This is a genomic window from Janthinobacterium sp. GW822-FHT07A03 (assembly GCF_058798815.1).
Map to the genome: position 1 here is coordinate 61,437 of NZ_JBXAKW010000012.1, position 26,944 is coordinate 88,380.

29 protein-coding genes are annotated in these 26,944 nt (G+C 62.9%); 24 read left to right on the forward strand and 5 right to left on the reverse strand.

Annotated elements, in window-relative coordinates; genetic code table 11:
- Positions 1-60 precede the first annotated feature (60 nt).
- The 24 genes from AC1RJW_RS26885 (at position 61) to tatC (ending at position 17,533) form a co-directional block, all read left to right on the forward strand.
- A complete protein-coding gene (locus tag AC1RJW_RS26885) occupies positions 61-870 on the forward strand; it encodes an ABC transporter ATP-binding protein (RefSeq protein WP_070219703.1) in 810 nt (269 codons plus the stop codon).
- A complete protein-coding gene (gene mlaE, locus AC1RJW_RS26890) occupies positions 867-1,649 on the forward strand; it encodes a lipid asymmetry maintenance ABC transporter permease subunit MlaE (protein ID WP_493047632.1) in 783 nt (260 codons plus the stop codon). Before AC1RJW_RS26885 ends, mlaE begins: the two co-directional genes overlap by 4 nt.
- Positions 1,650-1,728: 79 nt before the next feature.
- Entirely contained in the window at positions 1,729-2,199 is a 471-nt protein-coding gene (gene mlaD / locus AC1RJW_RS26895) for an outer membrane lipid asymmetry maintenance protein MlaD (protein ID WP_070219660.1), read from the forward strand.
- Positions 2,196-3,077, forward strand: a complete 882-nt coding sequence (locus AC1RJW_RS26900; protein WP_326459556.1) for an MlaA family lipoprotein — start codon at positions 2,196-2,198, stop codon at positions 3,075-3,077. Before mlaD ends, AC1RJW_RS26900 begins: the two co-directional genes overlap by 4 nt.
- Positions 3,078-3,149: 72 nt before the next feature.
- On the forward strand, positions 3,150-3,785 hold the full coding sequence (locus tag AC1RJW_RS26905) for an MlaC/ttg2D family ABC transporter substrate-binding protein (RefSeq protein WP_493047633.1): 636 nt from the start codon (positions 3,150-3,152) through the stop codon (positions 3,783-3,785).
- A 52-nt stretch (positions 3,786-3,837) separates the two neighbouring features.
- Positions 3,838-4,185 carry an STAS domain-containing protein gene (locus tag AC1RJW_RS26910; RefSeq protein WP_070219654.1) on the forward strand — a complete coding sequence of 116 codons (348 nt, stop codon included), beginning with the start codon at positions 3,838-3,840 and terminating at the stop codon, positions 4,183-4,185.
- Positions 4,186-4,396: 211 nt separating this feature from the next.
- Complete coding sequence (locus AC1RJW_RS26915; RefSeq protein WP_133989052.1) at positions 4,397-5,314, forward strand: ABC transporter ATP-binding protein; 918 nt, start codon at positions 4,397-4,399, stop codon at positions 5,312-5,314.
- A complete protein-coding gene (locus tag AC1RJW_RS26920) occupies positions 5,311-6,072 on the forward strand; it encodes an ABC transporter permease (RefSeq protein ID WP_493047634.1) in 762 nt (253 codons plus the stop codon). The genes AC1RJW_RS26915 and AC1RJW_RS26920 overlap by 4 nt, the downstream gene beginning before the upstream one ends.
- 46 nt (positions 6,073-6,118) lie before the next feature.
- A complete protein-coding gene (locus AC1RJW_RS26925; RefSeq protein WP_034753824.1) occupies positions 6,119-6,355 on the forward strand; it encodes a BolA family protein in 237 nt (78 codons plus the stop codon).
- A 4-nt stretch (positions 6,356-6,359) separates the two neighbouring features.
- On the forward strand, positions 6,360-7,610 hold the full coding sequence (gene murA, locus AC1RJW_RS26930) for a UDP-N-acetylglucosamine 1-carboxyvinyltransferase (RefSeq protein ID WP_070257789.1): 1,251 nt from the start codon (positions 6,360-6,362) through the stop codon (positions 7,608-7,610).
- 20 nt (positions 7,611-7,630) lie between these two features.
- Positions 7,631-8,299: an ATP phosphoribosyltransferase gene (hisG, locus tag AC1RJW_RS26935; RefSeq protein ID WP_070219646.1), complete on the forward strand. Its 669-nt coding sequence runs from the start codon at positions 7,631-7,633 to the stop codon at positions 8,297-8,299.
- Positions 8,300-8,325: 26 nt separating this feature from the next.
- Positions 8,326-9,651, forward strand: a complete 1,326-nt coding sequence (gene hisD / locus AC1RJW_RS26940; protein WP_493047635.1) for a histidinol dehydrogenase — start codon at positions 8,326-8,328, stop codon at positions 9,649-9,651.
- A gap of 5 nt (positions 9,652-9,656) precedes the next feature.
- Complete coding sequence (locus AC1RJW_RS26945) at positions 9,657-10,586, forward strand: DNA-methyltransferase (protein ID WP_493047663.1); 930 nt, start codon at positions 9,657-9,659, stop codon at positions 10,584-10,586.
- A gap of 33 nt (positions 10,587-10,619) precedes the next feature.
- Complete coding sequence (hisC, locus tag AC1RJW_RS26950; protein ID WP_493047636.1) at positions 10,620-11,714, forward strand: histidinol-phosphate transaminase; 1,095 nt, start codon at positions 10,620-10,622, stop codon at positions 11,712-11,714.
- Between the two features lie 19 nt (positions 11,715-11,733).
- Complete coding sequence (hisB, locus tag AC1RJW_RS26955) at positions 11,734-12,324, forward strand: imidazoleglycerol-phosphate dehydratase HisB (RefSeq protein WP_010402123.1); 591 nt, start codon at positions 11,734-11,736, stop codon at positions 12,322-12,324.
- A 38-nt stretch (positions 12,325-12,362) separates the two neighbouring features.
- Entirely contained in the window at positions 12,363-13,001 is a 639-nt protein-coding gene (gene hisH / locus AC1RJW_RS26960; RefSeq protein WP_230542020.1) for an imidazole glycerol phosphate synthase subunit HisH, read from the forward strand.
- A 55-nt stretch (positions 13,002-13,056) separates the two neighbouring features.
- Positions 13,057-13,830 (forward strand): 1-(5-phosphoribosyl)-5-[(5-phosphoribosylamino)methylideneamino]imidazole-4-carboxamide isomerase, encoded by a 774-nt coding sequence (gene hisA, locus AC1RJW_RS26965; RefSeq protein ID WP_070219639.1) that lies wholly within the window; start codon positions 13,057-13,059, stop codon positions 13,828-13,830.
- 59 nt (positions 13,831-13,889) lie between these two features.
- Entirely contained in the window at positions 13,890-14,651 is a 762-nt protein-coding gene (gene hisF / locus AC1RJW_RS26970) for an imidazole glycerol phosphate synthase subunit HisF (protein WP_070219637.1), read from the forward strand.
- Positions 14,652-14,689: 38 nt separating this feature from the next.
- A complete protein-coding gene (gene hisI / locus AC1RJW_RS26975; RefSeq protein WP_070219635.1) occupies positions 14,690-15,127 on the forward strand; it encodes a phosphoribosyl-AMP cyclohydrolase in 438 nt (145 codons plus the stop codon).
- Complete coding sequence (locus AC1RJW_RS26980) at positions 15,124-15,495, forward strand: phosphoribosyl-ATP diphosphatase (protein WP_034753849.1); 372 nt, start codon at positions 15,124-15,126, stop codon at positions 15,493-15,495. Before hisI ends, AC1RJW_RS26980 begins: the two co-directional genes overlap by 4 nt.
- 15 nt (positions 15,496-15,510) lie before the next feature.
- Positions 15,511-15,882, forward strand: a complete 372-nt coding sequence (locus AC1RJW_RS26985; protein ID WP_493047637.1) for a histidine triad nucleotide-binding protein — start codon at positions 15,511-15,513, stop codon at positions 15,880-15,882.
- An 80-nt stretch (positions 15,883-15,962) separates the two neighbouring features.
- Positions 15,963-16,199 (forward strand): Sec-independent protein translocase subunit TatA, encoded by a 237-nt coding sequence (gene tatA / locus AC1RJW_RS26990; protein WP_034780931.1) that lies wholly within the window; start codon positions 15,963-15,965, stop codon positions 16,197-16,199.
- Between the two features lie 48 nt (positions 16,200-16,247).
- Positions 16,248-16,781, forward strand: coding sequence for a Sec-independent protein translocase protein TatB (tatB, locus tag AC1RJW_RS26995; RefSeq protein WP_326459564.1), 534 nt, complete (start codon positions 16,248-16,250; stop codon positions 16,779-16,781).
- Positions 16,778-17,533: a twin-arginine translocase subunit TatC gene (gene tatC / locus AC1RJW_RS27000; protein WP_035823092.1), complete on the forward strand. Its 756-nt coding sequence runs from the start codon at positions 16,778-16,780 to the stop codon at positions 17,531-17,533. Before tatB ends, tatC begins: the two co-directional genes overlap by 4 nt.
- 84 nt (positions 17,534-17,617) lie before the next feature.
- On the opposite strand, the gene AC1RJW_RS27005 is transcribed toward tatC, so the two are convergent.
- The 5 genes from AC1RJW_RS27005 to AC1RJW_RS27025 form a co-directional block, all read right to left on the reverse strand.
- Positions 17,618-18,019 (reverse strand): hypothetical protein, encoded by a 402-nt coding sequence (locus AC1RJW_RS27005; RefSeq protein ID WP_493047638.1) that lies wholly within the window; start codon positions 18,017-18,019, stop codon positions 17,618-17,620.
- 171 nt (positions 18,020-18,190) lie between these two features.
- On the reverse strand, positions 18,191-20,050 hold the full coding sequence (locus AC1RJW_RS27010; protein WP_493047664.1) for a DUF885 domain-containing protein: 1,860 nt from the start codon (positions 20,048-20,050) through the stop codon (positions 18,191-18,193).
- A 171-nt stretch (positions 20,051-20,221) separates the two neighbouring features.
- A complete protein-coding gene (locus AC1RJW_RS27015) occupies positions 20,222-20,710 on the reverse strand; it encodes a hypothetical protein (protein WP_493047639.1) in 489 nt (162 codons plus the stop codon).
- Between the two features lie 69 nt (positions 20,711-20,779).
- Complete coding sequence (locus AC1RJW_RS27020) at positions 20,780-24,961, reverse strand: DEAD/DEAH box helicase (protein ID WP_493047640.1); 4,182 nt, start codon at positions 24,959-24,961, stop codon at positions 20,780-20,782.
- A complete protein-coding gene (locus AC1RJW_RS27025) occupies positions 24,958-26,901 on the reverse strand; it encodes a dipeptidyl-peptidase 5 (RefSeq protein ID WP_493047641.1) in 1,944 nt (647 codons plus the stop codon). Before AC1RJW_RS27025 ends, AC1RJW_RS27020 begins: the two co-directional genes overlap by 4 nt.
- Between the last annotated feature and the right edge of the window lie 43 nt (positions 26,902-26,944).

Consider the following 26,944-nt stretch of genomic DNA (forward strand, 5'->3'; position numbering starts at 1 on the left):
GTCTCAGCAGAGGTTGGCGTTTCTGCACTACAATACGCCATTAAAATAGTGAGCTTCGTCGTGCCAAATCTTGTTGAGATCCGTGATTTACACTTTGCCTATGGAGAACGTTCGATTTTATCGGGCCTTCAAATGGATTTCCCACGTGGAAAAGTTGTGGCCGTCATGGGTGGCTCCGGCAGTGGCAAGACGACCGTACTGCGCCTGATCGGCGGGCAGTTGCGCCCCAGTTCCGGTTCCGTGAATGTGGACGGCCAGATCGTGCATACGCTGGGGACCGACGAGCTGTATCAGCTGCGCCGCAAGATGGGCATGCTGTTCCAGCACGGCGCCCTGTTTACGGATTTGACGGCGTTCGAAAACGTGGCGTTCCCCCTGCGCGAACACACGGACCTGAATGAAGAGCTGATCCGCACCCTGGTGCTGATGAAGCTGCACGCCGTGGGTTTGCGCAATGCGGCGCAATTGAAGCCGGCCGAGATTTCCGGCGGCATGGGCCGCCGCGTCGCGCTGGCGCGCGCCATTGCACTCGACCCCGAACTGATCATGTACGACGAGCCGTTCGCCGGCCTGGACCCGATTTCCATGGGCGTGACGGCCAATTTGATCCGTAATCTGAACGATGCGCTGGGCTCCACGTCTATCCTGGTATCGCACGATGTGAAGGAGTGTTTCGCCATCGCTGATTATGTCTATTTTCTGTCATCGGGCAAGATCGTGGCGCACGGCACGCCGGCCGAGATGGCCGTGTCGACGCATCCGTACGTCAAGCAGTTCGTCAATGCCGAGGCCGATGGCCCCGTACCGTTCCACTATCCGGGCAAGTCGCTGGCCGACGACCTGGGCTTGCACGCGGGAGCGGGCCGATGATCGCGCGTTTCCTGGCGGCGATCGGAGCATGGTTGCGCAATTCGGTACAAGACCTCGGCTTTGCCGTGCGTTCGTTCTTTATCATCATCGCCTCGTCGGGCGGCCTGTGGCGCCGTCCGCGCCTGGTGATCGAGCAACTGTTTTTTATCGGTAACCGCTCGCTGGTGATTACCGCCGTCTCCGGCCTGTTTGTCGGCATGGTGCTGGGTTTGCAAGGCTATTACACCCTGACCACGTATGGCGCCGAGCAGTCGCTGGGCTTGCTGGTGGCGCTGTCCTTGACGCGCGAACTGGGCCCCGTCGTCACGGCGCTGCTGTTCGCCGGCCGTGCCGGCACGTCGCTGACGGCGGAAATCGGCCTGATGAAGGCGGGCGAGCAATTGTCGGCCATGGAAATGATGGCCGTCAATCCGATCCAGCGCGTGCTGGCGCCCCGTTTCTGGGCCGGCGTGATCGCCATGCCGATCCTGGGCGCCATCTTCACGGCCGTCGGCATCGTCGGCAGCTACCTGGTCGGCGTGGTGCTGATCGGCGTCGATGAAGGCTCGTTTTGGTCGCAGATGCAAGGCGGCGTGGATGTCTGGAAAGAAGTAGGCAACGGCACCATCAAGAGCCTGGTGTTCGGCATCGCGGTGACCTTCATCGCGCTGTTCCAGGGGTACCAGGCACAGCCGACGCCGGAAGACGTCTCCGGCGCCACCACGCGCACGGTGGTGATTTCGTCGTTGATGGTGTGGTGGCTCGATTTCATGATGACGGCGTTGATGTTTAGCAAGTAATTGCCAATCAGCGACAAACAGCGGGCCTGGGCAAGATGTTGCGCAGGCGGCAGCAAGTAAAAATTATTTAGGATTGTTTATGCAACGTAAATCTTTGGATGTCTGGGTCGGCTTGTTCGTCTTGTTGGGTGTGGCGGCATTGATGTTTCTGGCGCTCAAGGCCGGCAATATGAGCTCGCTGTCTTTCAGCAAGACGTATACCATTACGGCCAAGTTCGACAATATTGGCGGCCTCAAGCCGCAGGCGCCCGTCAAGGGTGCCGGCGTGGTGGTGGGGCGCGTGGCGGAGATCCGCTTTGACGACAAGACGTATCAGGCGCTGGTGAAACTCGACATCGAAGATGGCTACAAATTTCCGAAAGACAGCTCGGCCAAGATTTTGACGGCCGGTTTGCTGGGTGAGCAATATATCGGCCTGGAAGCAGGCGGCGATTTGGCCAACCTGGCAGAGGGCGACAAGATCGCCCGTACTCAATCGGCCACAGTGCTGGAAGACCTGATCAATCAGTTCATCTACAGCAAGGCAGCGGAAGGAAAGGACAGCAAATGAGCGAGTCGACCAAGCAATCCCAAGGCAGCCTGGCGCGTATCGGCCTGGCCCTGGCCATCGCCGCCAGCGTGAGCGCCTGCGCCACCGGCACCAATCCGCGCGACCCGCTGGAAGGGTATAACCGCGCCATGTTCAAGTTCAACGATACCGTCGACCAGGTGGCGCTGAAGCCGGTCGCCACGGCCTACAAGACGGTCACGCCGTCGTTCGTGCAAACGGGCGTGGGCAACTTCTTCGGCAACTTGTCCGACGTCTGGAGCGCCGTGAACAATTTGCTGCAAGGCAAGGGTGAAGCGGGCTTGCAGGACGTCGTGCGCGTCAGCATGAACTCGACCTTCGGCATCCTCGGCCTGATCGACATCGCCTCGCAAGCGGGCATTCCCAAGCATAACGAAGACTTTGGCCAGACGCTGGGCTGGTATGGCGTCCAGTCGGGTCCGTACCTGATGCTGCCGCTGCTGGGCCCATCGACCGTGCGCGACACGGCGGCCCTGCCGCTCGATATCACGGGCGACCCATGGCGCTACAAGGATCCGGTCAATGTACGCAATATCGGCACGGTGACGCGCGTGGTCGACAAGCGCGCCGCGCTGCTCGACGCGACCAACCTGATGGAAGCGGCCGCGCTGGACCGTTATGAATTCATCCGCGACGGCTTCCTGCAAGCCCGTGAAAGCAAGGTTTTCGATGGCGATACGGACCGCCGCGACCGCAAAGTGCCAAAAAACGACACCAGCGATTACGAGCCGGAGTACGAGGCAAAACCGCAACCTGCCAATGACGCGCCTGCGGCCACCGCCGCCGCCGTGGTGGCGCCAGCGGACCTCGTAACATCTGGTAGCAATACCGTTGCTTCCGAGGCCAGGCCTCAGGAGTAAACTCCGGTACAGAAACACCACGGCTGCGATCAACGCCAGCCGGTGCATAGCAACACCATGAAAGGTAGAACCATGAAATTGATGAAACAACTGCTGGCGATGGCCACCATCGCCTTTGCCACCGCCGCCCAGGCCGCTCCTGCTGTCGAAGCGCCGGACGTATTGGTCAAACGCATCAGCCAGGACGTGATCGATACGGCCAAGAACGACAAGGCCATCCAGGCTGGCGATATCAAGCGCGTCACCGAGTTGGTGGAAAGCAAGATCTTGCCGTACGTGGATTTCCAGCGCATGACGGCCCTGGCCGCCGGCCGTTTCTGGCGCGACGCCACGCCGGACCAGCAAAAGCAGCTGTCGGCGGAGTTCCGCACCCTGCTGATCTACACGTACTCGGGCGCTTTGTCGCAGATCAAGAACGAAACCGTGGAATTCAAGCCGCTGCGCGCCGACCCGAGCGACACGGAAGTGGAAGTGCGTTCGCAGGTCAACGTGGCGCGCGGCGAACCCGTGCCCCTGAACTACCGCGTGGCGAAAACCCCGTCCGGCTGGAAGATCTATGACATCAACGTGTTGGGCGCGTGGCTGGTGGAAACCTACAAAAGCAGCTTTGCCAGCGAGATCAGCAAGGGCGGCATCGATGGCCTGATCAAGACCCTGCAGGCAAAAAACAAGGCCCTGGCCAGCCGTCCCGCTGCCAAAGCCAAATAATCGGCTATCATATAGCTCCTGACCCAGCTCCAGACCAGCGCAGCCCGACGCCATGCCCGACTCTCTCGACACCTTGCAGTCCCTGACATCCCTGACCGTGCACAATGCCACTTCGGCATTGGAGCAGGGTCTGGACGCCATCCGCTCGGGTCAGACGAAGTTCGACCTGCGCAACGTCAAGGCCGTCGATTCGGCCGCCGTTTCCGTCATGCTGACGTGGCAGCGCGCCGCGCAGGACGCGGGCGGCGTGCTGGAGCTGAAAAACCTGCCGAATAACCTGAAAAACCTGACCAAGCTGTATGGCGTCTGCTCGCTCGTCTCGAGCACGCTGACGGCCGACGACTGCGCCAGCGCCGGCGGCCACGCCGAACGCAGCCCGTCCGACCTGCATCATCATTGATCCTGTCCCACTCCCCGCATCAGCAGTAGCTTTCAAGCCGGCAGGCCAGCAGCGCCGCCGGATTGATCTCCAAGTGTTCCACGAATTTTCCAACTATAATTGACTGTTGCGCCGTCCTCGCCTGAAGGTGGCGCCCTGCACCGGCCTGCCGGCCTGGATGTCTCCGGCAACTGGCGCATCACACCAGACGCATTACACTTGAAACAAGCACATGACCGCAATTCAAATAACGAATGTAGAAAAGAGCTATAAATCGCTCAAGGCGCTGGGCGGCGTGTCGCTGGCCATCGAAGAAGGCGAGTTTTTTGGCCTGCTCGGTCCCAACGGCGCCGGCAAGACCACCCTCATTTCCATCATCGCCGGCCTGATACGCCCCGACGCGGGCACCGTCAAGATCCATGGCCACGACGTGGTCACGGATTTCCGCAACGCGCGCCGCAACTTGGGCGTGGTGCCGCAGGAACTCGTGTTCGACCCGTTCTTCACCGTGCGCGAAACCCTGCGCCTGCAGTCCGGCTATTTCGGCCTGCCGAACAACGACAAGTGGATCGACGAGGTCATGGAAAACCTCGACCTGACCGGCAAGGCCGACACCAATATGCGCGCCCTGTCCGGCGGCATGAAGCGCCGCGTGCTCGTCGCCCAGGCGCTGGTGCACAAGCCGCCCGTCATCGTGCTCGATGAGCCGACGGCCGGCGTCGACGTGGAACTGCGCCAGACCCTGTGGAAGTTCATCTCGCGCCTGAACCGCGAAGGCGGCCACACGGTCGTGCTGACCACCCACTACCTGGAAGAGGCGCAAGCCATGTGCCAGCGCGTGGCCATGCTGAAGACCGGCAAGGTGGTGGCGCTCGACACCATGTCGGCGCTGATCCGCCGCATCGCCGGCTCGCAGCTGCAGGTGCACCTCAAATACGGCAGCCTGCCGGCCGACCTGCAGCACCTGGTGCTGCACCCGGAAGAACAGCAGGCGCCGAACAAGTTCAGCCTGCGCGTCAACGAATACAGCGAAGTCGAGAAAATCCTCGCCCGCCTGCGCGAAGCGGGCGTCGAGATCGATGAAATGCAATTGCAACAAGCCGACCTGGAAGATATCTTCTTGCAGATCATGGATAAAGGTACCGTATGATTTCGACAGGATTTCGCACCCTCGTCTACAAAGAGACGCTGCGCTTCTGGAAAGTGGCGACGCAAACCGTGGCCGCGCCCGTGCTCACGTCGATGCTGTACCTGCTGGTGTTCGGCCATGTGCTCGACGGCCGCGTCGAGCCGAGCCCCGGCGTCAGCTACACGGCCTTCCTGATTCCCGGCCTGGTGATGATGAGCGTGCTGCAAAACGCGTTTGCCAACTCCTCGTCCTCGCTGATCCAGTCGAAGATCACGGGCAACCTGGTGTTCGTGCTGCTCACGCCCCTGTCGCACTGGGAAATCTTCTCGGCGTATGTACTCGCTTCCGTCGCGCGCGGCCTGGCCGTGGGCTTTGGCGTGTTTGCCATCACCTGCTGGTTCGCCGACCTGTCGTTTGTCGCACCGCTGTGGATCGTCATCTTCGCCTTCCTCGGTGCCGCCATGCTGGGCACCATGGGCCTGATCGCCGGCATCTGGGCCGAGAAATTCGACCAGCTGGCCGCCTTCCAGAACTTTTTGATCATGCCGGCCACCTTTTTGTCGGGCGTGTTCTATTCGATCCACTCGCTGCCCGCCTTCTGGCAGACGGTATCGCACCTGAACCCCTTCTTCTACATGATCGACGGCTTCCGCTACGGCTTCTTCGGCGTGTCCGACGTCAGCCCCTGGCTCAGTCTTTCCATCGTCGCCGGCTTCCTCGTGATCCTGGCGCTGGCATCGATCCGCCTGCTGAAAAGCGGCTATCGTTTGCGCCATTGATTGCGGCACATCACATCACTACATTATTCAATATCAAGGACTTATCGTGACCACCACTCCAGAACTGATCCACGGCTACCTGTCGGCCGGCCTCGAATGCACGCACCTCGAAGTGGAGGGCGACGGCCAGCACTTCCAGGCCGTGATCGTTTCGCCCGCGTTTGCCGGCAAGCGCCTGATCCAGCGCCACCAGATCGTCTACGCGGCGCTGGGCGACCGCATGCGCGAGGAAATCCACGCGCTGTCGATGAAAACCCTGACACCTGAAGAATTCCAAGGATAAGCACATGGACAAGCTCCTCATCAACGGCGGCAACCGCCTGAACGGCGACATCGCCATCTCCGGCGCGAAAAACGCCGCCCTGCCCATCCTGTGCGCGGGTCTCTTGACCGCGGGCGACCTGGACCTGACGAACGTGCCGCATTTGCACGACGTGGCCACCATGCTCAAATTGCTGGGCCAGACGGGCCTGAAAGTGCAGCAGGACGGCGACCGCGTCGTTCTCAACGGCAGCGCCATCGACACCCTGGAAGCGCCATATGAACTGGTGAAAACCATGCGCGCCTCGATCCTCGTGCTGGGCCCCATGCTGGCGCGCTTCGGCGAAGCCAAGGTCTCGCTGCCGGGCGGCTGCGCCATCGGTTCGCGCCCTGTCGACCAGCACATCAAGGGTTTAGAGGCGCTGGGCGCCGAGATCCGCATCGAAGCGGGCTACATCTACGCCAAGTGCGCCAAGCTGAAAGGCGCGCGCATCGTCACCGACATGATCACCGTCACCGGCACCGAAAACCTGCTGATGGCGGCGACCCTGGCCGAAGGCGAAACCATCCTGGAAAATGCCGCCTGCGAACCGGAAGTGACCGACCTGGCGCACCTGCTGGTGGCCATGGGCGCGAAGATCGACGGCATCGGCACCAGCCGCCTGGTGATCCAGGGCGTGGACGCCTTGCACGGCGCCTCGCACGCGGTGATCGCCGACCGTATCGAAACGGGCACCTTCCTGTGCGCCGTGGCGGCCACCGGCGGCGACATCACCCTGCGCAACGTGCGCACCGACATTCTCGACGCGGCGCTCGACAAGCTGCGCGCCATGGGCCTGACGATGACTTTCGGCGCCGACTGGATCCGCGCCGAGATGTCGGCCCGTCCGAATCCCGTCAGCTTCCGCACCACGGAATACCCGGGCTTCCCGACCGACATGCAGGCGCAGTTCATGGCCGTCAATACGATCGCCAATGGCGCCAGCCGCGTCACCGAGACGATTTTCGAGAACCGCTTCATGCACGTGCAGGAAATGAACCGCCTGGGCGCCGACATCACCATCGAGGGCAACACGGCCATCATCGCCGGCGTCAAGCAGCTGCGCGGCGCGCCCGTGATGGCGACGGACCTGCGCGCCTCGGCGTCGCTGGTGATCGCCGCCCTGGCGGCCGACGGCGAAACCTTGATCGACCGCATCTATCACCTCGACCGCGGCTACGACCGCATGGAAGTGAAATTGTCGGCAGTTGGCGCGAACATCGTGCGCATCAAGTAAAAACAAGAAAAGGAACGAGCATGAACGGATCGAACAACGGCGACAGCTCCCAGCTGATCCTGGCGCTCTCGAAGGGCCGCATTTTTGAGGACACCATGCCGCTGCTGGAAGCGGCCGGCATCAAGGTGCTGGAAAACCCGGAGACTTCGCGCAAGCTGATTTTGGCCACCAACGATCCGAACGTGCGCGTCATCATCGTGCGCGCCAGCGACGTGCCGACCTACGTGCAGTACGGCGCGGCCGATTTCGGCGTGGCGGGCAAGGATGTCCTGCTCGAACACGGCGGCGAAGGCCTGTACCAGCCGATCGACCTGAATATCGCTTCCTGCCGCATGTCGGTGGCGGTGCAGGCCGGTTTCGACTATGAAAAGGCCGTGCACCAGGGCGCGCGTTTGCGCGTGGCCACCAAGTTCGTGCACACGGCGCGCGAGCATTTCGCCGCCAAGGGCGTGCATGTCGACCTGATCAAGCTGTATGGCTCGATGGAGCTGGCGCCGTTGGTCGGCCTGTCCGACGCCATCGTCGACCTGGTCAGCACGGGCAGCACTTTGCGCGCGAACAACCTCGTCGAGGTCGAGCACATCATGGAAATTTCGTCGCGCCTGGTGGTCAACCAGGCGGCATTAAAGCTCAAGCGCGAGCGCTTGCAGCCGATTATCGAGGCGTTTGAACGCGCCTCGCAAGCCTAGACACATTCAGTAGCAGAAAGCCGATTATGCCGATACAGATACGCAAGCTCGATTCAAGCCAGGAAGGTTTCCAACAATCGCTCGACACGCTGCTGGCGTTCGAGGAGGGCACCGATGCGGCGATTGAAACGTCGGTCGCAAAAATCCTGGCCGACGTGAAAACGCGCGGCGACGCCGCCGTCCTGGAATACACCAACCGTTTCGACCGCATCCCGCATGGCGGCGCGGCGGAAATGGCGGCCTTCGATATTTCGCAAGCCGAACTGCAGGCGGCCCTGAACGGCTTGCCGTCGGCCCAGCGCGAGGCGCTGCAGATCGCCGCCCAGCGCATTCGCGCCTTCCACGAACGCCAGCGCGAGGAATTGCGCGGTTTTAGCTACACCGAGCCCGATGGCACGGTGCTGGGCCAGAAGATCACGCCGCTGGACCGGGTCGGCATCTACGTCCCGGGCGGCAAGGCTGCGTATCCGTCGTCCGTGCTGATGAACGCCATTCCCGCGCATGTGGCGGGCGTGGGCGAAATCATCATGGTGGTGCCGACGCCCGATGGCGTGAAAAACCAGATGGTGCTGGCCGCCGCCGCGATCGCGGGCGTGACGCGCGTGATCACCATCGGCGGCGCGCAAGCCGTCGGCGCGCTGGCCTACGGCACGCAGACGATCGCCGCCGTCGATAAAATCGTCGGCCCCGGCAACGCCTATGTGGCGGCCGCCAAGCGCCGCGTGTTCGGCATCGTCGGCATCGACATGATCGCCGGACCGTCGGAAATCCTCGTGCTGTGCGACGGCACGACGGACCCGGACTGGGTCGCGATGGACCTGTTTTCGCAGGCCGAGCACGACGAACTGGCGCAGGCCATCCTGCTGTGCCCCGACGCGGAGTACATCGCGCAAGTCGAAGAGAGCATCGCCAAGCTGCTGCCGACGATGCCGCGCCAGGCCACCATCAGTACCTCGCTGGCCGACCGCGGCGCCTTGATCAAGGTTCGCAGCATGGAAGAGGCGTGCGCAATCGCCAATGCCATCGCGGCCGAGCACCTGGAAATCTCGGCAGACAACCCGCAGCAGTGGGCCGAGCAGATCCGCCACGCGGGCGCCATGTTCCTGGGCCGCTTTTCGTCCGAATCGCTGGGCGACTATTGCTGCGGTCCCAATCACGTGCTGCCGACCTCGCGTACGGCGCGCTTCTCGTCGCCGCTGGGCGTGTACGACTTCCAGAAGCGCTCGTCCATCATTCACGTCAGTGAAGCGGGCGCGCAAACCCTGGGCCGTGTCGCCGCCACCCTGGCGTATGGCGAAGGCTTGCAGGCGCACGCGCGCAGCGCCGAACTGCGTCTGAAGCCGCAGCCATGACGACGATGGCGGACCAGCCGGACTGGGTCAACCGGGTCTATTGCGAAGATGCGCTGGCAGGACTGGCGCGCATTCCCGATGGTTCGGTGGACCTGATCCTGACGGATCCGCCGTACAACCTGGGCAAGGATTACGGCAATGCGTCGGACCAGCAGTCGGTGGCCGACTACCTGCGCTGGACGGAACAGTGGATCGACGCGGCGCTGCCCAAGCTCAAAGCCAACGGCAGCCTGTATATCTTTCTGACCTGGCGCTATTCGCCGGAAATCTTCGTCATGCTGAAACAGCGCATGGCGATGATGAATGAAATCATCTGGGACCGCCGCGTGCCGTCCATGGGCGGCAGCGTGCGCAGTTTTTCATCGGTGCACGACACCATCGGCTTCTTCGTCAAGCGCAAGGATTACTACTTCGACCTTGACGCGGTGCGCATCGCCTACGACGCGGCCACCAAGAAAGCCCGTTCGCGCTCGATCTTCATCGGCGCCAAATGGCTGGAAGTGGGCTACAACCCGAAAGACTTGTGGAGCGTGTCGCGCCTGCACAAGGAGCACCCGGAACGGGCCGACCACCCGACGCAAAAGCCGCTCGAAATCATCGAGCGCATGGTCAAGGCGTCGTGCCCGCCCGGCGGCGTGGTGCTCGACCTGTTCATGGGCAGCGGCACCACGGCCCTGGCGGCCAAGCGCTGCGGGCGCGATTTCGTCGGTTTTGAATTGAACCCCGATTACTGCGCCATCATCGAACAGCGATTGGCGGCGTTGACGCAGGAGCTGGCCGAACCGACCACATCGCCGGCGGCCAAGCCCGCCAAGGCGGCGAAGAAGCCGGCGGCGGTCAGAAAAACGGCTGCCGTGAAAAAGCCGCCCACCGTGAAAAAAGCGCCGGCCCGCAAGGCGCGCAGCGCCAGCGTGCCGGAAGACGTCGTCATTTAGTCTCCATTTCATTTCATCAGGAGTGTTTGCAGCATGTCTTTCCTCGATCAGTTAATCAGCAACACCGTGCGCGCCGATGTGCGGGCCGTCAAGAGCTACCAGGTAGCCGATGCCAGCGGTTACATCAAGCTCGATGCGATGGAAAACCCGTATCCGCTGCCGCAGCAGCTGCGCGAGGAACTGGGCGCGCGCCTGGCCGGCGTGGCGCTGAACCGCTATCCGCCGTCCTACGCCAGCCTGCAGGCGGCCATCTGCGCCAATCTGGGCGTGCCCGCCGGCTACGACGTCATGCTGGGCAACGGTTCCGATGAACTGATTTCCATCCTGGCCATGGCGTGCGCCCGCCAGGAGCCGGGCCAGCGCGCCGTGCTGCTGGCGCCCGTGCCGGCCTTCGTCATGTATGCCCGTTCGGCGCAGTTTGCCGGCATGGATTTCGTCGGCGTGCCGCTGCAGGCCGACTTCAGCCTGGACATGCCGGCCATGCTGGCGGCCATCGAAGAGCACCGCCCGGCGCTGGTCTTCCTCGCCTATCCGAACAACCCGACGGGCAACCTGTTTGCCAGCGCCGACATCGAGCGCATCCTCGCCGCCCTGGGCGACACGGGCATCGCCGTCGTCGACGAAGCCTACGAGCCGTTCGCGCAGCACAGCTTCATGGGCCGCCTGCCCGAGTTCGAGAACCTGGTGGTGATGCGCACCGTGTCGAAACTGGGCCTGGCCGGCATCCGCCTCGGCTACATGTCGGCCGCGCCGGCCCTGCTGGCGCAGTTCGAGAAAGTGCGTCCGCCGTACAATGTGAATGTGCTGACGCAGGCGGCGGCCGAATTCGCGCTCGAGCACCTCGACGTGCTCAACGCCCAGGCGGCCCTGCTCAACAGCGCGCGCGACGACCTGGCACGACGCCTGGCGGAATTGCCCGGCGTGACGGTATTCCCCTCGAAGGCAAATTTTCTTTTGATTCGTGTGGCGGATTCCGACGATGTTTGCGCAAAACTGCTTGCCCGCAGGGTTTTAATTAAAAATATGAGTAAAATGCATGCTGCGCTGGCCAATTGCCTGCGCATCAGCGTCAGCACCCCGGAAGAAAATTCCCTTTTTTACGATGCCTTCAAGGCATCCCTCGTTTAGCCTATCGCCAGAGCCTCCCATGAACCGCACCGCAGAAATCACGCGCAACACCAATGAGACGCAAGTTCGCGTCGCCCTCAACCTGGACGGCACGGGCCAGCAAAAGCTCAACACCGGCGTGCCCTTCCTCGACCATATGCTGGACCAGATCGCCCGTCACGGCTTGATCGACCTCGATATCGAAGCGACGGGCGACGTGCATATCGACAACCACCATACGGTGGAAGACGTGGGCATCACGCTCGGCATGGCCGTGGCCAAGGCCATCGGCGACAAGAAGGGCATCCGCCGCTATGGCCACGCGTACGTGCCGCTGGACGAGGCGCTGTCGCGCGTGGTGCTCGATTTCTCGGGCCGCCCTGGCATCGAATACCACATCCCGTTTACGCGCGCCATGATCGCCGGCTTCGACGTCGACCTGACCCTGGAGTTTTTCCGCGGCTTCGTCAACCATGCGGGCGTGACATTGCATATCGACAACTTGCGCGGCACGAATGCCCACCATCAGTGCGAAACCGTGTTCAAGGCCTTTGGCCGCGCGCTGCGCATGGCTGCCGAGCTCGACGAGCGCGCGGCCGGCATCATTCCATCGACCAAGGGCAGCCTGTAAGCGCCGCGCTCGCTATATTGTAGATTCCGGGATCAAACATGAATAAAATTGTGGTGGTGGATTACGGCATGGGCAATTTGCGCTCGGTAGCGCAAGCCTTGCGTGCCGTGGCGCCAGAAGCCGACGTGCGCATTTCCGGTGTCGCTGCCGACATCGACAGCGCCGACCGCATCGTCTTGCCGGGCCAGGGCGCCATGCCCGACTGCATGCGCAGCCTGCGCGAATCGGGCGTATTGGAGGCGCTGCTGCGCGCCGCCGACAGCAAGCCCGTGCTGGGCGTGTGCATCGGCGAGCAAATGCTGTTCGACGGCAGCGAAGAGGGCGACGCGGCCGGCTTGGGCTTGCTGCCAGGCAAAGTCGTGCGTTTCCAGCTCGACGGCCAGGTGCAGGAAGACGGTTCGCGCTTCAAGGTGCCGCAAATGGGCTGGAACCAAGTGCGGCAAACGGCGTCCCATGTCATGTGGGATGGCATCGCCGACAATGCGTATTTTTACTTTGTGCACAGCTATTTTGCTCAACCTCAAGAGGCAGCGCACACGGTGGGCGAGACTATCTATGGCGCGCCGTTCGCTTGCGCCGTCGCCCGTGATAATATTTTCGCGACACAGTTTCACCCTGAAAAAAGTGCTGCCGCTGGCTTGCAGCTGTACAAGAACTTCGTTCACTGGCAACCTTAACGTTGGCTCTCCGGCTTTTTTTCCGCCTCTCACTCACTTTTAAACCACACTGACCATGCTGCTTATTCCCGCCATCGACCTGAAAGACGGTCACTGCGTACGCCTGAAACAAGGCGATATGGAACTTGCCACCGTATTTTCCGAAGACCCGGCCGAAATGGCCCGCCATTGGCTGATGCAAGGCGCGCGCCGGCTGCACCTGGTCGACCTGAACGGCGCCTTTGCCGGCAAGCCGAAGAACGAAGGCGCCGTGAAAGCGATCCTGAAGGCGGTGCAGGATTTCGCCGTGGAAAACGACATCGAGGAAATCCCCGTGCAGCTGGGCGGCGGCATCCGCGACCTCGACACCATCGAGCGCTACCTCGACGCCGGCATCACCTACATCATCATCGGCACGGCGGCCGTGAAAAGCCCCGGCTTCCTGCACGATGCCTGCGGCGCCTTCCCGGGCCACATCATCGTCGGCCTCGATGCCAAGGATGGCAAAGTGGCAACGGATGGCTGGAGCAAGATGTCGGGCCACGAAGTGATCGACCTGGCGAAAAAATTCGAAGCCTACGGCGTCGAATCGATCATCTACACGGACATCGGCCGCGACGGCATGATGGGCGGCATCAATATCGAAGCCACCGTCAAGCTGGCGCAAGCCGTCAAGATCCCCGTCATCGCTTCGGGCGGCCTGCACAATATCGGCGACGTGGAAGCGCTGTGCGCGGTCCAGGCCGAAGGCATCGAAGGCGTGATCTGCGGCCGTTCCATCTATGAAGGCACGATCGACCTGGCGCAGGCGCAGGAACGCGCCGACGAACTGACCGACGCCGCCGTTTAAGCCTGCCCGGCCGGGCACGCCTGCGCGTGTCCTGGCCTGGCGACAATCTGGATACCATCATGCTTGCAAAACGTATCATCCCCTGCCTCGACGTGACCAATGGCCGCGTCGTCAAAGGCGTCAATTTCACGGAATTGCGCGACGCCGGCGACCCCGTGGAAATTGCCCGCCGCTATGACGAGCAGGGCGCCGACGAAATCACTTTCCTCGATATTACCGCTTCGAGCGACAACCGCGGTTTGATCTTCGACATCATCGAAGCGGTGGCGTCGCAAGTGTTCATTCCGCTGACCGTGGGCGGCGGCGTGCGCGTGGTGGAAGACGTGCGCCGGCTGCTCAACGCGGGCGCCGACAAGGTCAGCATCAACACCTCGGCCGTGACGAACCCGCAGCTGGTGTTTGAGGCATCGCAAAAGCACGGTTCGCAATGCATCGTCGTCGCCATCGACGCCAAGCAGGTGTCGCCCGGCAAGTGGGAAGTGTTTACCCATGGCGGACGCACGGCCACGGGCCTGGACGCGTTCGAATGGGCGCGTAAAATGGAAAGCCTGGGTGCCGGTGAAATCTTGCTCACCAGCATGGACCGCGACGGCACCAAGGTGGGCTTCGACCTGGGCCTGACGCGCGGCGTGTCCGATGCCGTCAGCATTCCCGTCATTGCCTCGGGCGGCGTGGGCGGCTTGCAAGACCTGGTCGATGGCATCAAGGTGGGCCGCGCGGACGCCGTGCTGGCCGCCAGCATCTTCCACTATGGCCAGCACACGGTGCAGGAAGCCAAGCGTTTCATGGCGCAGCAGGGCATTCCCATGCGCCTGGCGTAAAGACAAGCAGTCAATATAAGCTAAGCGGATAGAAGAACATGCAGAACGGAACCATCGTAGCAAGCAATGCCAAGTGGCTGAAAAAGGTCAAATGGGACGAACACGGCCTGGTGCCCGTGATCGCCCAGGAAGCGGGCAGCAATGACGTGCTGATGTTCGCCTGGATGAACCGCGACGCGCTGGCGCGCACGGTGGAGCTGGGTGAAGCCGTGTACTGGAGCCGTTCGCGCAAGAAACTGTGGCACAAGGGCGAAGAATCGGGCCATACGCAAAAGGTGCTGGAAATCCGCCTCGATTGCGACGAAGACGTGGTCTTGCTGAAAATCGAGCAAGCCGGCGGCATCGCCTGCCATACGGGCCGCCATTCGTGCTTCTTCCAGAAGTTCGAAGGCGACGAGAAAACGGGCGAATGGCAGATCACCGATCCCGTCCTGAAAGACCCCGAGACGATTTACGCGGAAAGCAAGAGCAAATGAGTGAAACGTTAAAACGCCTGGCCGCCGTGATCGAATCGCGCAAGCTGGCCAACGGCGGCGACCCCGCCACCTCCTATGTCGCGCGCCTGTTCGCCAAGGGCGATGATGCCATTTTGAAAAAAATCGGCGAGGAAGCGACGGAAACGGTGATGGCCGCCAAGGATGCGCGCCGCGACAACGACCCGTCGAAGGTCCTGTACGAATGCGCCGACCTGTGGTTTCACTCGCTGGTGATGCTGGCGCAGTTCGACCTGACGCCGCAGCAGGTGCTCGACGAGCTGGCGCGCCGCGAAGGCCTGTCCGGCCTCGAGGAAAAGGCGGCGCGCAAGGACGAGCTGCGCGACGCTGGCGAAACAGACAAACACTGACCTACTGGAGCGTGCGTGGATAACTGTATTTTTTGCAAGATTGCTGCAAAACAAATTCCCTCGAGCATCGTGTATGAGGATGACGACTTGCTGGCCTTCAAGGACATCAACCCGGCCGCCCCCGTGCACCTGCTGCTGATCCCGAAGCGCCACGTGGCCAGCCTGTCCGATTGTGACGATAGCCATACGGAAATACTGGGCAAGCTGCTGCGCCTGGCGCCGAAACTCGCTGCCGAGTTCGGCTGCGCCGTCAGCTATGACGCCGATGGCACGCCTGCCGGCGGCTTCAAGACCATGATCAACAGCGGTCCGAACGGCGGGCAAGAGGTGTATCACCTGCACATGCATGTGTACGGCGGTCCCCGTCCCTGGCGCGGCCAGCACTGATTTCGCCGTGCGCCGGGTTCGCGTGTATACTACCGGCATTGGTTGACGCTATTCGGGCACCGTCCCGCAAGGAGAATGTGATGGGTTCATTGAGTATTTGGCACTGGGTGATCGTTCTGGTCATCGTGATGCTGGTCTTCGGCACCAAGAAACTGGGCAATATCGGCGGTGATATCGGCAAGGCCGTCAAAGGCTTCAAGGATGGCGTCAAGGGCGAAGATGACGCCCCGGCAGCCAATACCCCTCCTGCTGCGCCATCGCAAGTGGCCGACAAAAGCACCATTGACGTCGAAACGAAAGAGAAAAGCAAGTTCTGATAGCGTGGCGGGGCGCTTGCCTCGTCCGGTAACAGGCCTTGTCCGCTTATGATCGATCTCGGTCTCTCTAAAATCGCCATCATCGGCGTGGTTGCGTTGATAGTCATCGGCCCTGAAAAGTTGCCGAGAGTGGCGCGCATGGCCGGTACCCTGTATGGCCGCGCGCAACGCTATCTGAACCAGGTGAAATCCGAAGTTTCGCGCGAAATTGAAATGGAAGAGCTGAAAAACCTGCAGAAGGAAGTGCAGGAGGCGGCCCATTCCGTCAAGCAAAGCGTGGAGAAATCCATGCATGGCGTGGAAAACTCGATCTCCGGCAATCTGGCCGAGGTGGAAAACGCCTGGCGCGGCGATTCCAGCGCATATGAGGGGCATCACGACGCCCATGAAGCCATGCTGCGCGCCACCAACGATGATCTGGCCCGCAAGGCGCGCGAATTCCGCCGCAAGAAACTGGTGCGCAATTCCGCCATTCCTGGCTGGTACAAGCAGCGCCATGGCGGCAAGCTGCACGTGCAGTCGGCGGCCGCCCGCGTGGCGCGTTTCCGTCCGCGCGCCAGTTCCTCCTCCTTTTACTCATGAGTAGCAAATCTCCGGTGGAAGAAACCTTTATCTCGCATCTGGTCGAGCTGCGCAACCGCCTGGTCAAGGCGTCGATCGGCATCGCCGTCGTCTGCGCCGTGCTGTTCTATTGGCCCGGCCCCTCGCATATCTACGATTTCATTGCCGCGCCGATGATCGCCTCGCTGCCGGCCGGCTCGAAAATGATCGCCACCGGCGTCATCTCGCCGTTCCTGGTGCCGATGAAAGTGACGCTGGTGATCGCCTTCATCGTCGCCTTGCCCTGGGTGCTGTACCAGATGTGGGCGTTCATCGCGCCGGGCCTGTACACGCATGAAAAGCGTTTGATCGCGCCGCTGGTCATCTCCTCGTCGCTGCTGTTCATGGCCGGCGTGGCCTTCTGCTATTTCTTTGTGTTTGGCCGCGTGTTCCACTTCATCAGCGACTTTTCGCCGTCGTCGATCGCGGTAACGCCGGATATCGAAAACTACCTCGATTTCGTCATGTCGATGTGCCTGGCCTTTGGCGCCACCTTCGAGGTGCCCGTGGTGGTGGTGATCCTCGTGCGCATGGGCCTCGTTTCCATTGCGAAACTCAAGGAAGTGCGTCCCTACATCATCGTCGGCGCCTTCGTGATTGCCGCCATCGTCACGCCGCCGGACGTCGTCAGCCAGTTCTCGCTGGCCATCCCGATGTGCCTGCTGTTCGAGCTGGGCCTGCTGGTGGCGCCCATCTTCGTCAAGGCCACTCAGGCGCCGGAAGAAGCGTCCTAGACGCTCTGCTCTGCTCGCAGGCAAAAGCCGCTGACCTCTCCCGGGAACAGCGGCTTTTTTGTTTCCAGGAAAGTTAGTGCGCGCTTACTGCAGCATCAGTTTGCTGAGGATGCCCAGGTTGAGCAGGATCAAGGTGCTCATCATCCAGTACACGTGTTTCATGTCGGCGCCATGGCGCAAGTCCAGGCGTTCCAGGCGGGCGTCGAATTTTTGCTCCAGGGCGTCAATTTTGGTGTCGAGCCTGAGCTCCAGCGTATCGATCTTCACCGCCAGGGCGCCTACCTTGGTATCGACGTTCTGCGACACCAGCTTGATTTCCCCCAGCAGATTGCGCTCCAGCGCCGCCAGTTCGCCATGCACGACGACGGCCGAGCCCAGTACCTCGCCCAGGGCCGTGGCATGGGCTTCCGCCTGCTGCGTGGGCACGCCCGCCGAGGCGAGGCGTTTGGCGTAATCGAGGGTATCGAACTGGATGGGCATATGCATGGACGCTCCTGAACTCACCCTAGCAGAAAAATCGGCAATTGCCAGTGAGGAGTGCGGTGGCGCCTGCCTTCCCGTCAGCTTAATCGACAGGGGCGCTGGCGGTTTGCGGCGGCGCAAACGCATGCAAAAAGGGCGCCGCAGCGCCCTTTGCACGCTGACGGCGAGCGCCGCTTAATTCATCAGTTCCTTGATGACTTTCACGGGGGCGCTGCCGTAGCTGAGGAATTGCTCGTGGAAATCCTTCAGCACGAACTTGTTGCCCAGCGCCTGCTTGCGCTGTTCGCGCAAGTCCATGATTTCGCTGTAGCCGCTGAAATAGCTGGTCAGTTGCACCGAGCTCAGCTGCACGCGGCGCCATTTTTCCGTGGCTTCACGCTTGGTCTGGAAGGCCTGGCGCGTCAGCAGGTCGAGCGCTTGCGCTTCCGTCATGCCCAGCACGTGCACGCTGTAGTCGAGTATCGTGTTGGTGACGCTGCGCAAGTTCCATTTCGAATACATCAGCCACATTTCCGGCGCGTTGTTGCCATAGCCCGATTCGAGCATCATGCGCTCGCCATACACGGCCCAGCCTTCGATCATGGCGCCATTGCCGAAGATCGACTTGACCAGCGACGGCGACTTGTTGGCGTACACGAGCTGCGTGTAGTGGCCGGGGATGGCTTCGTGGATGTTCAGGATCTGCAAGATCCAGTGGTTGTACTCGCGCAAGCTGCTTTCCGCCTGTTCCGGCGTTTCGCCGTCGAGCGGCGTCACGTTGTAATACGTGCGGTCCTGCGGGCGGTAGGGGCCGGGCGCCTCGATGCTGGCGCCGGCCACGCCGCGCTGGTAGGCGGGCGTTTCACGCACGACCAGGGGCTTTTTCGGGTCCATCGTCAGCAGGTTGTGGCTGGTCACCCATTCCTGCAATTCCGGGATCTGGCGGCGGATTTCCGGCACGAAATTGGCGGGCGCCACGTGGTTGCTGGACAGCTTGTCGATCACCATGCCGATCTTCGCCGTGCGGTCCGCCGGCTTGGCCGTGCTGCCCATGGTTTTTACCCACAGCTCGTCGGACAGGCTATCCATGTGCTCGAGCAGCTTTTCGCGCGCGGCCAGGGCTTTCTGGTACATCTGCTCGGCGCTGACGCTGGCCTGGATATCGTAGGCGAATTTCTGTTCATATAAATCCTTGCCGATGCGGAAGGAGCGCGCATTGCCGTTCTGTGCCAGCGCGGCATCCTGTTCCGTCAGCCAGGCCGCATAGCCTTGCACGGCCGTGCGGGCCGCGGCGATGCGGGCGTTGTACAGCTGTTTTTCCGTCGGCGTCAGGATGGAGCCCTGGGCCGTCTTGTTCAGGTCGTCAAGCACGCTGAGCACGCCGGCGCTCTGGGCGATGGCCAGCTGCGTGTGTTCGCGCGTGGGCTGATGGATGCTGGCGCGCGCGGCCGCATAGTATTGCGGCACGCTGGCGATGCGCTTGAGCAAGGTGCGCAGGCGCTGCGGCTGCGAGGCGTATTCCGTGTTCAGGATGAAATCGATGGAGCCGGCCACGTTGTACTGGGCAGGATTCCATTCGAATTCGCGGAAGGTGGTCAGATACCAGCGGTCCGATTGCAGTTTATTCGTCAGCAAGGCCAGGTCGGTACGTTGCTTGTCCGACATCTTGCTCGCATTCAGTTTGCCGAACTTGCCCAGCCATTCTTCGATGAAGGCCAATTGCTTCTGGCGGCTGGCCGCGTCAGGAATGCTCAGGTTGGCGGCGCCATCGTACTTGCCGACCGAAATCGCGCTTTCCGGGTCCAGGCGCCACAGGGCCGTGAGGAATTGGCCGCTGAGGTTATTCATGGAGCGGTCGCTGCTGTTCTCGCTGGCGACGGCCGCGACCGTGGCTGCCGTGGCCGCCGTGACGACGGCCGCTTTCTTGCCGACGGTTTTTTTCTTGCTGCTGCTGGTGCCGGCCTTGCCTTGCTTCTGCGGTTTCTTGGCGGCGCTGGCCGGTGTCAGGGTAAAAGCCATCATCAATGCGGCGAGCGCAACTTTATTTTTGATCAGCATAGTTTATCTCTTGAATATTTTGCCGTTTGTCGGTATCAGAAAATAATAAACTGATAATATAAGTAACAAACAACTATTGAAAGGTTGGCCTTGCTTGCCTGGGCGGCCCAAAGATTAGCATTAATTGCCGCCGCTGCGCAGTTTTTTGCGCCGGGAGCGCGCGCGGCGCTAGACGACGATGGCGCTGCCGCGCAGCAGCTCCTGGTGGCGCGCATTCAGGGCCGCCACGGCATCCTTGCCGCGCGCCATGCCGGTGGCGTGGATTTCCGTTTCCTGCGTGTAACGCTGGCTGACGCGCACCGTGTAGGACTGGAACAGCCAGCTCCAGAAGTTGGTTTCATAGACGGCCTCATCCATGTCGCGCCATTTGACGCCCGTGAGTTTCTTTTTCCACGGCAAGATACCGGACGCCAGCCACACGCCCGCCTCGTCGTAGTACAGCTGATAGCTGCGGATGGTCAGCAGGCGGTAGCCGACGATCAGGGCCGAGCCGATCAGCACCACGAATGCGGCGCGCGCGTTGTACTTGAAGGCCAGCGGCAGGGCGGCAAAGAACAGCAGCACGGCAATGATGAAGGTGCTGACGTAGGCGGTCCAGGATTTGCCGCACAAAAAGGTGGCGCGCTGGCCGGCGCTGGTGGCGATATAGTCGGTCATGGCGGGGCATCAAAACAGGGAAAAACGATCATCGCATGGAACGCGGCTTGCCCGTGCATTTTTTCAAGCTCATCGCTTCAAGCCCTCCTGCAGCATGCCCAGCATGTCATTGGCCGACATGCGCGCGGCCGCGTCGCTGCCTTCCAGCAGGCTGTCGGCCAGGTCGCGCTTGTGCTGGTGCAATTCGACGATGCCTTCCTCGATCGTGTGTTTCGCCACCAGGCGGTAGATGGTGACGGGGCGCAATTGCCCCATGCGGTGGGCGCGGTCCGAGGCCTGGTCTTCCACGGCCGGGTTCCACCACGGGTCCATGTGGATCACGTAATCGGCCGCCGTCAGGTTGATGCCCATGCCGCCCGCCTTCAGGCTGATCAGGAAGACGTCGCCGTCTCCCGCCTGGAAGGCATCCACGCGGCGCTTGCGCTCCTGCATGGGCGTGCTGCCGTCGAGATACTGATAACTGACGCCATGCTGCTCCAGGTGCTTGCGGATGAGTGTTAAATGGTCGACGAACTGGCTGAAGACGAGCACCTTGTGGCGGTTTTCCAGCAAGCCCGACAGCAGTTCGGCGAAGGCGGCCAGCTTGCTGCTGGCCAGGCCCAGTTCCGGCGCCACCAGCTGCGGATTGCAGCAGGCGCGGCGCAGCTTCATGATCTCGGCCAGGATCTGGATGGCCTTTTTCGACGCCGGCCCTTCCACCATGGCCAGCTTTTCCAGCGCTTCGCGGCGCAGGGTTTCGTACAGCGCCGTTTCCTGCGGCGACAGTTCCACTTCCAGCACGATTTCCGTGCGCGACGGCAATTCCGACAGCACTTGCGTCTTCGTGCGGCGCAAGATGAATGGCGCGATCAGGCGGCGCAGCCGCAAGCGCGCCCCGGCCGCCGCCCGTTTGTCCTGATCTTTCTCAATGGGACCGGCAAAGCGCAAATTAAACTGGTCGAGGGTGCCCAGCAAACCGGGGTTGATGAAACGGAACAGGTTCCACAATTCACCCAGGTGGTTTTCCAGCGGCGTGCCGCTGGCCACCATGCGGAAGTCGCCTTGCAAGGCCATCACGGCTTGCGAGCGCTTGGTGGCGCCATTCTTGATCGCCTGCGCTTCGTCGAGCACGATCGTATGCCAGCGCACGCCGGCAAACATGGTGGCTTCCTGCTGCAGCAAGCCATAGCTGGCCACCACCACGTCGAAGGGCTGCAGGGTGTCGAGCATGTCGGCCCGGTCGCCGCTGCCGAACAGTTTTACCTTCAAGGTGGGTGCGAAGCGCTGCGCCTCGCTGATCCAGTTCATGCAGACGGACGTGGGCGCGACGACGAGGGTCGGGCCGTTCGGTGCGCGCGCCAGGATCAGCGCCAGCGCCTGCAAGGTCTTGCCGAGTCCCATGTCGTCGGCCAGGCAGGCACCCACGCCCCAGTGCGCCAGGCGCGCCAGCCACTCGTAGCCGGCCAGCTGGTAGTCGCGCAAGTCCGCCTGCAGGGTGCTGGGCAGCTGCGGCTGATAATCGTCGAGGGCGCGCAGGCGCAGCAAGTGTTCGCGCCACAACTTGTCGGCCTTCACGCCGCCCGCATCGTTGGCCAGCTCTTCCAGGGCGAAGGCGGCCAGCGGGTGGATGTGCACGCCATCGGCATGCGCTTCGCCATATGCGGCCAGTTCCGACAGGCGGCGGTGCAATTCATCGCTGAGGGCCAGGAACTGGTTGTCGCCCAGGGCCACGAAGCGGCTTTTATTGTTCTGCATCAAATCGAGCAGGGCGCGCAAATCCATCACCTTGTCTTCATCGATCTGCACTTCGCCGCTGGCGGCAAACCAGTCTTTTTCACTTTTGATATTCAGGCGCATCTGGCCGCTGTCGATGCGTTTCGACACGCGCAGGGTTTCGCCTTCCGGCCACGCCAAGACCATGCCGGCGGGGTCGAGCGATTGCAGCTCCACCAGCAATTGCAGGCCCAGCGCTGGCTGGCCCAGCAGCCACTCGCCATGCTCTTCTTCCGCCTCTTCCAGCACCAGACATTTTCCGATCAGCTGGCGCTGCGCTTCGCGTTCCCCTTTCAGGTCGCGCCGCGCTTGCACGGCCCGGCCCGCCACATCGGCAAACACGCTTTCGGCGCCGCTGCCCGGTGCGTAATAGGCGCCGTTGTCGAGCAGCGGGCGGACCAGAATCTGCATCTTTAACCCCTGCTGATACGGCAGCAGATGCACGTGCAGGCGGTGGTCGGCCGTGATCGCTTCCGCGTCGCCCGCGCCGCCGCCGATGTCCGATTGCACGGTGACCATGGACGAGATGGCGCCGATGGCCTGCATCACCTGTTTTTCCGCATGCAGGGGCACGGACAGGCCCAGGCCCACGATGGCGCCGATGCGCCGGTGCTCGTCGAGGATGTGCACCACGCGCAGGCGCGTCGGCGTCTCGCGCTGCACCACCACGTTGCTGCCGCTGTCGGGCAGCGGCGGCTGCATGCCCAGCCACAGCTGCCCCGCGTGCGACTTGATCAGGAGCTCGGGCGCGCCGGCGATCAGTTCCACGCGCGTGTCAGGATTATCCAGCCAGAACACCAGCGGGTGGCCGACCAGCAGCACGGCGGCCTTGTCGAGCTCCACCTCATAGCGCGGTGCCGACGAATAATATTGTTTGAACGGCGCGATGCTGCCGGCCGCGCGCGCGTCCTGCGGCGTGAGGAAATCGATGTCGCCCGCCTCTTCCGCCAGGCGTTTCAAGCCCATGGCGCGGCCCTTGCTCCAGCCGCCCCGCGCGTCGCGTTTCTGCTCGCGCACTTCCACGGCTGTCAGGCCGAAGCGGGGGTCGAACGCCACCAGCCACACGAGGCGCGACACGCCGCCCAGCGCCTCGGCGGGGGCGTTCTGCTGCAGGTTGATCAGGGCGCTCAGCTGGCGCTGCCACGCTTCCTGGCGCTCGAACCACGGCGCCATGTCCGTCAGACCGTGTTGCGCGCGCTTGGCCGTCGCATAGCGCTCCTGCTGCGGCTCGCCCAGCAGGCCCAGCAAGCCGGCCGCCTGCGCCGCGATCAGGTCGTAGCCTGCCGCGTCCGCTTGCTGCACCAGCGATCGCAGCTGCTCCTTGCGCTCGCTCAATTGCGGTAGCGCAAGCCAGTAGTACAGCAAAGCCTGGAACAGCTGCGCCTGCAAGCCCGTTTCCCAGCTGCGCGTGGAGATGCTTTCCGCCTGCTGCACGCCGGCACGCACCAGGCGCAAGGTGTTCAGCTGCTGGTAGACGATGCTGTCGTGGTTGGGCTGCGCGTGCAGCGCGATATCGAGGTAAGTCTCCGCGCTTTTCAGCAGCTTGGCGTCGTTGCCGCGCAGCAAGGCCAGCACGTACAGGTGGCCGCCGATGCCCGTAAAGCACAGCTTGCGCTTGCCCGTTTCCTTGCGCAACCCTTTCAGGGCCGTTTCGAAGCCTGCCACGGCGTGCGCATGTTCGCCACGCAACAGGGCGATGCTGCTGTCGACAAACAGCGCCTGCGGGCCCTGCTGGCCCGCCAGGTAGCGCGCGGCCGCGTCGAGTTCGCCGCACAGCAGGGCGTCCTCGGCCAGGGCCAGCGGCAAGGCGGCGCCGATGTGGTCGCCGGCGGCCGCCTGACGCGCGTGGTGGGCGCGCGCGTAGCTGCGGATGGCGTGCGCCGTGCCCGGTTCGCGCGGGGCGTTGCCCAGCAGCACGGCGAGGATGTCGTCCTGCAATTGCGGCATGACGAAAGACAACATTTCCGGCTCGAACGGGCGGCCGAAAATCTCGATCAGCGGATGCAGCTGCTGCGCTTCATAGCACGCCATGCAGGCGGCCAGGATGGCGGCCACGTGGCGCACCTCATCATTGCGCAAGAGGGCGATGCGCAGGCGCGCCACGCCTTGCCGGTAGCTGCGCAGCTCCACATAACCATCCCAGTTGCGGCGCACGGGGTTGATCAGCTCGATGGCCTGGCACAGGTCGCGGAACACCAGGTGCTCGATGGCGGCGCGCATGGCGGGCCAGCGCAGCCGGGTTTCGCAGGCAAAGCCCCGTCCCACCACCTCGCTGGCCAGCGCCAGACGCGTCAGCCGTTGCAGCATGTTGGTCACCGTCAGCAGGGAAAACGGCGTGCCGTCCGGCTCGACGACGTTGGCGCGCTGCAAGTGTTCATACACGGCATGCTTGCCCACCGGCTCGCCCGCGATGGCCAGCAAGGCCAGGATCATCTGTTCGTGCTGCTCCAGGGCGGCGAATTCGTCCAGCAGATGTTGCTCTACATGCTGTTCGCTCATGCGGGCAAGTTGGCGATGTGCACGGGCGGCTCGCCGGCCGCCACGGGCAGGCCGAACACGCGCTGGTAGAAATACAGTTCCGCTTCCAGGGTGCGCACGATGTTTTCCGCCTTGCGGAAACCGTGGCCCTCGCCCTCGAGCGGCACATACGCGACGGGCACGCCGCGCGCCTGCAGGGCGTCGACCATCAGCTGCGACTGCTGCGGCGGCACCACCTTGTCATCGAGGCCCTGGAAGAAAATCATCGGGCGCGACAGTTTATCCGTGTGGTGGATGGGCGAGCGCTCGCGGTACAGCGCCTCGGCTTGCGGCTGCGAAGCAATCAGGTAATCGGTGTAGCGCGATTCGAACTTGTGCGAATCGTCGTCCAGGCCCTTCAGGTCGGATACGCCATAGTAGCTGGCGCCGGCCTTGAAGACGTCGTGGAAGGTCAGCGCGCACAGGGTCGTCAGGCCGCCCGCGCTGCCGCCGCGCACGATCAGGCGCTCGGGGTCGGCCAGGCCGTTGGCGGCCAGGTAACGGGCGCCGGCGATGCAGTCTTCCACGTCGACGATGCCCCATTGCCCGCGCAGCGCGTCGCGGTATTCGCGGCCGAAGCCGCTGCTGCCGCCGTAGTTGACGTCGAGCACGCCGATGCCGCGGCTGGTCCAGTACTGTGTCGCCAGTTTCAAGGTATTGCTGGCCATGCTGGTGGGGCCGCCATGGCTGATGACGATGACGGGCGGCAAGGCTCCCGCCGGCGCCTGCACGTCGTCATTTTTCGGCGGATAAAAGAAGGCGTAGGCCGTGCGGCCATTGCTGCTAGGAAAGCTCAAGCTGCGCGGCACGGACAGGTAGTCGAGCGCGGGCAAGGCCGTGATCGACTGCGCCAGCACTTCCAGCTCATGGTTCGACAGGTCGATGCGCGCCAGTTCCAGCGCGATGGTGGGGCTGCCGCCCAGCAGCGCGACGAAGCCGGGGCCCACGCGCAGTTCGCGGATTTCCTGGTACGGATGCGGGATCGGCTCCAGCTTGGCCGCCGCCACGTTCAGCTGCGCCAGGTAGCTGACGCCGGCCTGGATATACGTGCAGACGATCTCGTCGTCGGACAGAAAACCATACATGCTGCCGCCGAAGGTCCAGTGCGGCGTGGCAAATTCCGCTTCCATCGGACACAGCGCCTCGATGTCGGCGCCGTGCAGGCGGTACAGGTTCCACCAGCCGCTGCTGTCGGAAACGAAGTGCAGCAAGCCGTTCGGCGACCATTCCGGCTGGCAAATCGATTCGCGCGCGCCGCCGGCGATCAGGCGTGGCGACCCCAGGCTGCCATCCGCGTGCACGTCGGCCAGCCACAGTTCTGTGCCTTGCCACGGCAGGCGCGGGTGGTCCCAGCTGATCCAGGCCAGCTGGCTGCCGTCCGGCGACAAACGCGGCGCCGCATAAAAATCGTGGCCGCGCGCCAGCACCGTTTCGCGCCCGTCGAAGCCGACGGCGGCCAGGCAGTTTTCCGGATGCGCGTGGCCTTGCTCCGGATGCTGTTCGCGCACGGCGATCAGGCGGGCACGGGCCGCATCGACGACGAAATCCGCGTGGCGCGTGTTGCCGCCCGTGGTGAACGCTTCGGGCGCGCCGTCGCCGGCCACGCGGTACAGGCAATTGTCGGCGAAATGCGAGAAATACACGCTATCGCCGGCAACGGCATACGCGCCGCCGCCGTATTCATGCACGCGGGTGCGCACATTGAAGGGCGCCGGCGTCAATTCATCGACCCGCGCGCCACGCTGGCGCAGCAGGGTGTTGCGGCCCGCCTCGCTGGCGCGCCCGGCCAGCCAGAACACGTCGGCGCCGTCCGCCCCGCCCAGGGCCAGCTGCGTCAGCGGCGAGGCGCCGGCGGCGACGATGGCCGCGCTGATCGGCGATGGCCAGATGCCATAAGGGGTGCTGGATGCGGTCGAGGTCATGCGGGCTCCGTGTCGTGGTGGAAAGAGGGGGCCTCCAGGCGGC